The organism is Streptomyces monashensis (assembly GCF_001866665.1).
Taxonomy (GTDB): domain Bacteria; phylum Actinomycetota; class Actinomycetes; order Streptomycetales; family Streptomycetaceae; genus Streptomyces; species Streptomyces monashensis.
In genome coordinates this window covers 20326-27755 of sequence record NZ_MLYO01000003.1, presented here as the reverse complement: position 1 = coordinate 27755, position 7430 = coordinate 20326, and the positions used below count along the sequence as shown (strand labels likewise).

The 7430-nt window shown below is 74.3% G+C and carries 5 protein-coding genes and 2 pseudogenes; 2 read left to right on the top strand and 5 right to left on the bottom strand.

What is annotated here, in order from left to right; all coding sequences use genetic code 11:
* Window positions 1-55: 55 nt before the first annotated feature.
* Window positions 56-1387 (bottom strand): ROK family transcriptional regulator, encoded by a 1332-nt coding sequence (locus tag BIV23_RS00160; protein ID WP_071378608.1) that lies wholly within the window; start codon window positions 1385-1387, stop codon window positions 56-58.
* A gap of 113 nt (window positions 1388-1500) precedes the next feature.
* Here BIV23_RS00160 and BIV23_RS00155 point away from each other — a divergent pair, with 113 nt between their 5' ends.
* A complete protein-coding gene (locus tag BIV23_RS00155; protein ID WP_071378607.1) occupies window positions 1501-2715 on the top strand; it encodes an MFS transporter in 1215 nt (404 codons plus the stop codon).
* A 45-nt stretch (window positions 2716-2760) separates the two neighbouring features.
* Here the strand turns inward: BIV23_RS00155 and BIV23_RS00150 are convergent, their stop codons facing one another.
* On the bottom strand, window positions 2761-3219 hold the full coding sequence (locus BIV23_RS00150) for an acyl-CoA thioesterase (protein WP_071378606.1): 459 nt from the start codon (window positions 3217-3219) through the stop codon (window positions 2761-2763).
* Window positions 3220-3305: 86 nt separating this feature from the next.
* A complete protein-coding gene (locus tag BIV23_RS00145; protein ID WP_071378605.1) occupies window positions 3306-4562 on the bottom strand; it encodes an alginate lyase family protein in 1257 nt (418 codons plus the stop codon).
* Window positions 4563-4703: 141 nt separating this feature from the next.
* On the opposite strand from BIV23_RS00145, the gene BIV23_RS00140 reads away from it, so the two are divergent.
* On the top strand, window positions 4704-6095 hold the full coding sequence (locus tag BIV23_RS00140; protein WP_071378604.1) for a uracil-xanthine permease family protein: 1392 nt from the start codon (window positions 4704-4706) through the stop codon (window positions 6093-6095).
* On the opposite strand, the pseudogene BIV23_RS53760 reads toward BIV23_RS00140, so the two are convergent.
* Window positions 6062-6596: pseudogene (locus BIV23_RS53760) on the bottom strand (glycoside hydrolase family 6 protein); the annotation flags it as partial. The gene BIV23_RS00140 and the pseudogene BIV23_RS53760 sit on opposite strands and share 34 nt — an antisense overlap.
* A 205-nt stretch (window positions 6597-6801) precedes the next feature.
* A pseudogene (locus tag BIV23_RS53755) lies at window positions 6802-7371 on the bottom strand (glycoside hydrolase family 6 protein); the annotation flags it as partial.
* Window positions 7372-7430 lie beyond the last annotated feature (59 nt).

The window sequence follows — 7430 nt, the reverse complement described above, 5'->3', positions numbered from 1 at the left end:
AGTCGGACCACAGGGGAACCGCCCGGCTCCGCGTCCGCAGCGGCGAGGCGTCAGGTCAGGCCCGGGGGGTGAACAGGTCGTCCTGGGCGCGGTCGCGGGCCGTCAGGAGTGCACCGCGCAGGACGGCCGTGCCGCCGAGGGTGCTGGCCCGGACCTCCGTGCGCAGCGGTGACATCCCGCGCAACCGCGTCTCCACCAGTTCCGCGAGCCCGGCGCCCCCGGCCTGCCCGATCTCCCCGCCGAGCACCACACAGCCGGGGTCCAGGACGGCCACGACCGAGGCGACCCCGACCGCGAGCCGGTCGGCGAGGGCGTGCAGGAAGCGGGAGGCGGACAGGCCGGCGCCCGTACCGAGCGCTTCCTCGCCGCCCGATACCGCCACACCCTCTCCTCCCGCCCCGGCACCACCCGCTGCCGCCGCACCCCCTCGCACGCCCCCGCCGTCACCCGAGACCGCCGCAGCCCTCCGCACCACCCCGCCGTCACCCGATGCCGCCACCGCCGCCCGCACCGTCTCCGCCGTGCCCGGGCCGTCCGGGCGGGGTGATGCCGGCAGGCCGCAGGACGTTGCCAGGGTGGCGATCGCGGCCGCTCCGGCCAGGGAGTGGAAGCCGCCGGAGCAGTCCTTCGCCGAGGGCAGTGAGCCGGTGCCCGGGACGGGCAGGAAGCCGATCTCGCCGGTGCCGCCGGAGGCCCCGCGGCGCAGGGTGCCGTCGAGGACGACCGCCGCGCCGACACCGTGGCCCAGCCAGAGCAGGACGAAGGTGTCGCGGTCCCGGGCGGCGCCCTCGCGCTGTTCGGCCAGGGCGGCGAGGTTGGTCTCGTTCTCCACGGTGACGCGGGCGCCCGGAAGGCGTTCCTGGAGGGCGGCGGACAGGCTGCGGTGCCACTCGGGCAGCCCGCCGGAGTCGCGCAGGTCGCCGGTGGCCGGGTCGATGAGGCCCGGCGCGCCGATGCCGACGGTGTGCAGCCGGTCCGCACCGGCCTCCTTGGCGGTGCGCTCCACCGCGGCCACCGCCTGCTCCACGGCGGGCCCGGTGCCGGTGTCCCCGCCGATCGGCACGGACGCCTCGGCGAGCACCCGCCCGACCAGGTCCGACACCAGCACGAAGACGCCCTCGGTACGGACGTCCAGCGCGGCCAGATGGGCGCGGTCGGCCGCGATGCCGTAGAGCCGGGCGTTCGGGCCGCGGCGCTGCTCCCCCGCCTCGCCGACCACGCTGATCAGCCCGGCGTCGGTGAGCCGGTCCACGAGGTCGGCGACCGTCGGCCGGGACAGCCCGGTCAGCTGTTTCAACTGCCCTGCCGTCAGCGGGCCTTCCTGCTGGAGCAGCCGCAGGGCGAGGCGGTCGTTGATGGCCCGGGCGGTGCTGGGCGATGCGGGCATGACGGGAATCCTAGAACCGTCTTTCTATCAGGAAGGGTCCCTGATAGTTTACGCCGCGTGCCACAGGGCGCCCCGCGCCCGGAGGCGAGAGCGGACCGGGGAGGGGCGGGAACATGAGTGACGTGGGACATGCGCCCGGCGAGGTGCGGCGCGCCCGGTATGCCGTGGCGGCCGTGTTCGCCGTGCACGGCGCCGTGACCGGCTCGTTCGCCACCCGGGTGCCGTGGATCCAGGACCATGCCTCGCTCGGCGCGGGCCAGTTGGGCTTCGCGCTGGCGTTCACGGCGCTCGGTGCCTCGTGCGCGATGCCGCTCTCGGGCCGGATCAGCCACCGCTTCGGCAGCCGTACGGCGCTGCGCGGGCTGCTCGCGCTGTGGACGACGGCGCTGGTCCTGCCGTCGCTGGCGACGAACCTGTACACCCTGTGCCTGGCGATGTTCGTCTACGGCGCGAGCGCGGGAACCGCCGACGTCACGATGAACGCGCTCGGTGTCGAGGTCGAGCGGCTGCTGGGCAAGTCGATCATGTCGGGACTGCACGGCATGTGGAGCGCGGGCGCGCTGACCGGCTCCGCGGCCGGCACGCTCGCCGCGCATCTGGGGGCGGACGCCCGCACGCACTTCCTGCTGGCCGCCGCCGTGCTGACCGTACTCGGAGCGGTGGCCTGCTCCTGGGTGCCGGACCTCCAGCCGGCCGCGGACGAGGAACCGCCGCCGCGGTTCGCGCTGCCGCCGCGCTCGGCGCTGCTGATCGGCACGGTCGGCTTCTGCGCGGTGTTCGCGGAGGGCGCGAGCCTGGACTGGTCGGCGGTCTTCCTGCGGGACCGGCTGGACAGCTCGGCCGGGGTGGCGGCGGCCTGTACGACCGGGTTCATGCTGACCATGGCGGCGGCCCGGATCGCCGGGGACGCGGTGGTGAACCGGTACGGCGCGGTCCGCACGGTCCGGGCCGGCGGGGCGCTGGCCGTGCTGGGCGGACTGCTGATCGTCGTCGCCGGGCAGCAGGCGGTGGCGATGGCCGGGTTCGGGCTGATGGGGCTCGGCATCGCGGTGGTCGTACCGCTGTGCTTCGCGGCGGCCGGGCACGCGGGGCCGAACCCCAGCCAGGCCATCGCGGGCGTGGCGACGATCACCTACACCTCGGGGCTGGTCGCACCGAGCCTGATCGGCGGGGTGGCCCAGGCGACCAGCCTGGTGGTGTCGTTCGGCGTGGTGACGGCGCTGGCGTGCGGACTCGCCGTGTTCGCGGGGGTGCTGCGCACCGCCGAGCGCGGCGACCGCACGCAGGTCGGTGCGCGGGCCGCCGCCGTACCCGACCCGCGTGCCTGAGGGACACCCCTGAGGGGCGCCCCCGGGACACGCCGCCGCGGACCGTCAGTCCGTCGGGCGCAGCAGTTCCCGGCCGACGGCCCGGAAGCCGTCCGTCCAGGGCGTGGGGCGCAGGGTGCCCGCGTCGAGCCGGACCAGCACCCGGGCGCCCTCGGCGTACGTCCGCGTGCCGTCGGCCGAGCAGAAGCGGAAGCCGTAGGTCAGGCCGGTGGTACCGAGCCGGTCCAGCCAGAGGTGGACGGCGTACACACCCGGGCTGGTCACGGGCGCCTCGTAGCTGATGCGCAGTTCGCGCACCGCGTTGCAGGCGTCGCCCGCCGCGTGCCAGTCGCCGTCGAAGCGGACGCCGTGCCCGTTCCACAGCTCGGTCCAGGCGCGCTCGACCAGCAGCGGGTAGCGGGCGTTGTGCAGGAGGCCGAGGGCGTCGAGGTCGTCGAAGTGGACGATGACGGGGATCAGCCGCCCGTAGGGGAGGGCGGGCGCGATCGGGGCTTCGACGGTCACGGGAGGGGCTCCTGAGCATGGTTGCGATGACAACCACATACTAAGCGACCGCTCAGGAACCCTGGCCGGAGCCCGCCGGACAGGGGTCAGCCCGCGATGGAGTCCAGTTGCTCGGCGGCGGGGCGCAGCGCCCACAGATCGCCGCCGGGCGGTGCCGCCAGCGCGGCGACGGCCCTCGCGGCCGCCCGGTCCCCCGCGTCCGCCGCCGCGTGGACGACGTCGGTGGCCGCGTAGCGGTGGAACTCCAGCTCCGGATGCGACCAGGCGGCGGCGCCCGTCGCCGCCGGGAGCAGGTAGTCGACCGCCTTCACCAGGCTCTGACCGTCCGGGCCCCGGTACGACCAGAGGTCCACGCCCACGTGCCGGCCGATGGCCGCGAGCCGGGTGTAGGCGACGAGGTCGAAGGTCGAGTAGTGCCAGCTGCGGGTGCGGGCCAGTTCCTGGGGCTGGCCGCCGTCGGCCGCGATCTGCGGGTCGATCCGCCCGGCCCGCGCGTCCAGCACGGTCCGCCGGGCCAGCGCGGTGTCGCCGGCGGCGAGGGCGAGGGCGGCGAGCTGCATGTCGTAGAAAGTGCCGTGGTTGTTGGCGGCGGCGCGCTCCTCCTTGCCGAAGGCGCTGCTCTTCAGCCAGTTCAGGAAGGCGGCGTTCCACGCGCCCATGGCCGTACGGTCCCGCGCGCTCCAGCCGGGGGCGCCGGCGGCCAGGATCGCCTGGGCGTCGAGGACGCTCGTGTACGACTGCGAGAAGTCGATGACGCCGATGGCCCGGCCGTCGTACATGCAGGGGATGAACTGGGCGTGGTCCAGGTCGGGGTTCATCCGGGTGGCCGGGTCCAGGAACCAGGTGCGCAGGATCTGCCCGGCCTTCTCGGCGTAGGTCCGCCTGCCGGTGTAGTACCAGGCGAGCGCGAGGTCGTACGTCGAGTCGAAGACCTTCTCGGCGTCCTGCCGGTCGGTGCCGCTGTCGACCTCGGGATTGCGCTGACCGTCACGCTGGACGTAGGGGCAGCCCCAGGGGTTGTCGGCGGTGGGAGTGGTCGTGGGCCACCAGTAGGGGGCCTGGCTCAGGTACTCGTGCACGTCGCCGCCGGGCGCGGGCTTCGGCTTGTCGACGACCGTCCAGGGGCCCTGGTCCAGCCAGGTGTCGGCGCGGGTGGTCAAGTCCTCGAGCGCGCGCCGGAGTTGGGGATCGCGCCACAGGCGGGCGCGGGTCCGCTGGAGGCGGGCGCCGTCGAGCACGACGGTGCGCGGGGCTTTCGGCGCGGCGTGCGCGGCCGGGACGAGCACCGCGCCGAACGTCACCACGGCGGCCAGCAGCACGGCCGCACGGGATCTTCCAGTCATCGGGGGCTCCCATCTGAGCCGGTCCTTCAGTCATGTACGTGAACTTCGCTCATGAGTAGGACCGTGTGAGCGTAGGGCCGCTCGTCACCCGTGACAATGGTCCGGACCGTCTTCATGTACGTGAGAAAGCGAAACCCCACCATGGACCTCGGCGTGCGCTGGAAACTGCACGGTGACGGGCGCACGCCCGCGCCCGGAGCGGTGGTACGCCCCGACGAACGGCTCACCTGGCCCCGCACGGTGGGCCTCGGCGCCCAGCACGTGGTCGCGATGTTCGGCGCCTCCTTCGTGGCCCCCGTGCTCATGGGCCTGGACCCGAACCTCGCGATCATGATGTCCGGCGTGGCGACCGTGATCTTCCTGCTCGCCACGCGCGGCCGGGTGCCGAGTTACCTCGGCTGCTCCCTGTCGTTCGTGGGGGTGGCCGCCGTCATCCGCGCCCAGGGCGGGACGAGCGCCACCGTGACCGGTGCGGTGTTCGTCGTCGGCGTGGTGCTGTTCCTGGTCGGGCTCGCGGTGCAGCGCTTCGGGGCGCGGATCATCCACGCGGCCATGCCGCCCATCGTCACCGGCGCGGTCGTCATGCTGATCGGCTTCAACCTCGCGCCGGTCACCGCCTCCACCTACTGGCCGCAGGACCAGTGGACCGCCCTGCTCGTCATGCTGTTCACCGGGCTGGCCGTGGTCTGTCTGCGCGGCTTCTGGTCCCGGATCGCGATCTTCCTCGGGCTGGTCTTCGGGTACGGCGTCTCGTGGGCGTTCGACCGGATCTTCGGCAGGATCCACTCGGTGAGCGCGAGCGGCAGGGTCACCGACCACTGGCGCCTGGACCTGTCCGGAGTCTCCAAGGCCGACTGGATCGGCCTGCCGCACTTCCACGGGCCGTCCTTCCAGTGGTCCGCGATCCTGGTCGCACTGCCGGTCGTCATCGCCCTGGTCGCGGAGAACGCGGGCCACGTCAAGGCGGTCGGCGAGATGACCGGTGACCCGCTGGACGACAAGCTCGGCACGGCGATCTCGGCGGACGGCGTCGCCTCCATGCTGTCCACGGCCGTCGGCGGCCCACCGAACACCACGTACTCCGAGAACATCGGCGTCATGGCCGCCACCCGCGTCTACTCCACCGCCGCCTACTGGGCCGCCGCCGGCTTCGCCCTGCTCTTCGGCCTCTGCCCCAAGTTCGGCGCGATCGTGGCCGCGATCCCGGGCGGAGTCCTCGGCGGCATCACCGTCATCCTCTACGGCATGATCGGCCTGCTCGGCGCCCAGATCTGGCTGAACGCCAAGGTGGACCTGCGCAACCCGCTGAACCTGGTGCCGGCCGCCGCGGGCATCATCATCGGCGTCGGCAACGTCAGCATGAAGTTCACCAGCAACTTCTCGCTCAGCGGCATCGCCCTCGGCACCGTGGTCGTCATCACCGGCTACCACGCCCTGCGCGCCTTCGCCCCGGCCCACCTGAAGACGCAGGCACCGCTGCTGGACGAGGGCACCTCCCACTACGACACGGACGAGCCGCGCACCACGTCGTAGGCGTAGAACGGGGTGAACGTGCCGGCCGCGCCCCGGCACCCGTCGGACTCCCCCGGCAGCTTCGCCCACAGGTAGGCGTCGATCCCGGCCTCCCCCGTGGCCAGGGTCGGGGCCCGGCCGATCCGGCGCCCCGCCGGGTCGCACCACTGGCCGTCCGGCGGGGCGCCGTTGCCGTTGCGGCTGGTGTCGATCACCGCGCCGAGCCCCGGCGGTCGTAACCGATCTCGTCGGGCGTGGGGCGGAAGTTGGAGACGTTGCTGAAGACGCCGTCCGCGTCGGCCGCCCCCGCCCGGCGGAGCAGTGCTGCCTGCTCCCGCGGCGGGTTCCAGCCGGAGTGACCGGCGTCGTAGTAGACCCGCGCCCTCGGGTCGGCCGCCTTCAGCGCCCGGTCGGCACGGGCCGGCGAGACGAACCGGCGGCCCGGCCGGCCTCGCTCAGACAGCCGGACTGGGCGATCGAGTCCGGTTCCAGGATCACGATCACCTCAGCCGCGCCAGGGCCTGTCGTCACATTCCCGTCGTCGCCCGAAGGGCGGCCTCGCGACGTCCGGTGCGTGCTCTGGGGGTCCCCCCGGCCGAAGGCTGGGGGAGTGCCGGGCGGAAGTCCTCGTACCGGACGTACTCGGGCTTTCGCCCGGTGCGGCGAGTGGGGGTGCCCCTCTGGAGGAGTGCAGGCGTCGTGGGGCAGACGGGAATGTGACGACAGGCCCTAGCCCCCGCGCGAAGGCGTCGATCCAGGCGTCGTACGCGGCGAGGTCCGGCGCTCCCCCGCCCGAGGCGCCGCCGCAGTCGCGGTCCGGGATCGCGTACGGCACGAGTACCGGGACGCGGTCCCGGGCCGCCGCGCCCGCGGTGACCGCGCGCACCCGGGCGGCGATCGCGCCGGTGTCCGGATCCGTGAACCACACCGCGGCCGGCTGGTCGGCGATCCGCGCCGCGATGAGGGCCGTCCGCGGATCACCCGGATGGGCGCGGACCCAGTCCAGTACCTGGGAGCCGGGGTGGCGGTAGAGGAGGGGCGGAGCGGGGGCGGCCGGCCGCGGCCTCGCGGTCCGGGTGGGGGCGGAGGCGGGGGGCGTGCGTCGCGGGTTCGGCTCCGGGGTGCTCGGTGACGGTTCCGGTTCCGGGGCGGCGGACCGGGGCGCCGGTACGGACGCGCGGGTCGCCGCCGGTACGGCCCGGTCGGCGTCGTGGCCGTGCCCGTCTGCGTGGCCGGTCGCCGTGAGCATGCCCGTGACCGAGCCGATCACGGCCACCGCCGAGGCCGGTGCGACCATCGCCGCGCGCCGCACGGCACGCCGGCGCGCGGCCCGGCGTCGTGCGAGGGGCCGGACAC